Origin of the sequence: Streptomyces sp. OfavH-34-F (assembly GCF_022347745.1) — a bacterium.
In the GTDB taxonomy this organism is placed as follows: domain Bacteria; phylum Actinomycetota; class Actinomycetes; order Streptomycetales; family Streptomycetaceae; genus Streptomyces.
The window spans coordinates 1-1,364 of record NZ_JAKRGC010000616.1 but is presented as its reverse complement, the minus strand read 5'-3'; the positions used below and the strand labels follow the sequence as shown (position 1 = coordinate 1,364).

Sequence of the window (1,364 nt, the reverse complement as noted above, 5' to 3'; positions counted from 1 at the left end):
ACCAGCGGGCCCGCGGCGTCGAGCGCCACAGCTCGCCCGTGCGGCGCCGGTGGTCGCGGGTGCCCTGCCAGCACGCCGCGGCGGCCACCAGCGGGCCGCCGAGCAGCGTGGCGCCGGAGTGGAGCAGGTCCTGGGTCGCGCCCCAGTCGCCCTGCCAGGAGTCTGCCCTGGCGGCCATGGTGACGATCAGCGTGAGCGCCGTGCACACCCCGGTCCACGGGGCCACGCCCCTGCGGGCCTCGGTCCGGAGTACGGGGAGCACGGGAAGCGCGGTGCGGACGGGGCCTCGGCGGGCCGGGCTGTCCGGGCGCTCATCGGCGGTCGGGCGGTCGGTGAGGGTCATCGGACACCCGCCGTCGCCGCCCGGTGGGAGCGCAGGGCCAGCGTGTAGCCGCGCTCGATGGGGCTGCCGCCGTACTCGTACGGGTCGCCGTCCGAGCCGAGCGCCGCCAGCTCGCGCGTCGTCCCCCGGTACGCCACCCGGCCCGCCTCGATCAGCGTCACCCCTTCGCAGGCCGTGGCGACGTCCTCGACCAGGTGCGTGGACAGGATGACCGTGGCGTGCTCCCGGAGATCCCGCATCAGGGTGCGGAACTCCACCCGCTGTTCCGGGTCGAGCCCGGCGGTCGGCTCGTCGAGCAGCAGCAGCTCCGGATCGTTGACGATCGCCTGCGCGATGCCGACCCGCCGGACCATGCCGCCGGACAGCGTCCTCATCCGGGAGTCGATCCGGTCCGCCAGGCCCACGCGTGCCACGGCCCGCTCGACGGCCGCCGCCGTCCCGGCCTCGTCCATCTCCTTGAGCCAGGCCACGTAGCCGACGAACTCACGGACCGTGAAGCCCGCGTAGTGGCCGAACTCCTGCGGCAGATAGCCCAGCCTGCGCCGGACCCCGGCCCGGGCGCGGTGGTCCGATGCTGCGCCCACCTCGGCGCCCAGCAGCTCCACCCGGCCGGCGTCCGGCGCGGCGGCCGTGGCCAGGACCCGGATAAGTGAGGTCTTGCCCGCCCCGTTGGGCCCGAGCAGGCCGTGCACTCCGGGCCCGAAGTCGAGATCGACGGAGTCCAGGGCGGTCCTGCGGCGGTGCCGCACCGTCAGCCCGGACACCACGACGGTGCTGTTCACGCGATCACGCTCATGACGTCTCCAGATGGTCGAAGGATCGGCGGCGCAGGACCAGCAGCCCCGCGCCGAGTAGGGCGGCCGCCGCCCAGCAGCCCTGGGCGGGCGGCCCGGACAGCAGCCGCGCGGCCGTGTCCGCCGCTTCGGTGAGCGCGGGGTGCGAGTTCGCGAGACCCGGTACGGTCACGGCCACCGCCCAGGCAGCGGCGACGGCCGCGGACCCGGCGCGGCACCCGACGTAC

1 protein-coding gene and 2 pseudogenes are annotated in these 1,364 nt (G+C 75.7%); all 3 read right to left on the bottom strand.

The window, feature by feature from the left end:
* Positions 1 to 343 (bottom strand): annotated as a pseudogene (locus tag MHW47_RS35450) (hypothetical protein); the annotation flags it as partial.
* Positions 340 to 1,125 (bottom strand): ATP-binding cassette domain-containing protein, encoded by a 786-nt coding sequence (locus MHW47_RS35445; protein WP_239227907.1) that lies wholly within the window; start codon positions 1,123 to 1,125, stop codon positions 340 to 342. The gene MHW47_RS35445 and the pseudogene MHW47_RS35450, both read right to left, overlap by 4 nt.
* Before the next feature lie 10 nt (positions 1,126 to 1,135).
* Positions 1,136 to 1,364, bottom strand: a pseudogene (locus tag MHW47_RS35440) (hypothetical protein); the annotation flags it as partial.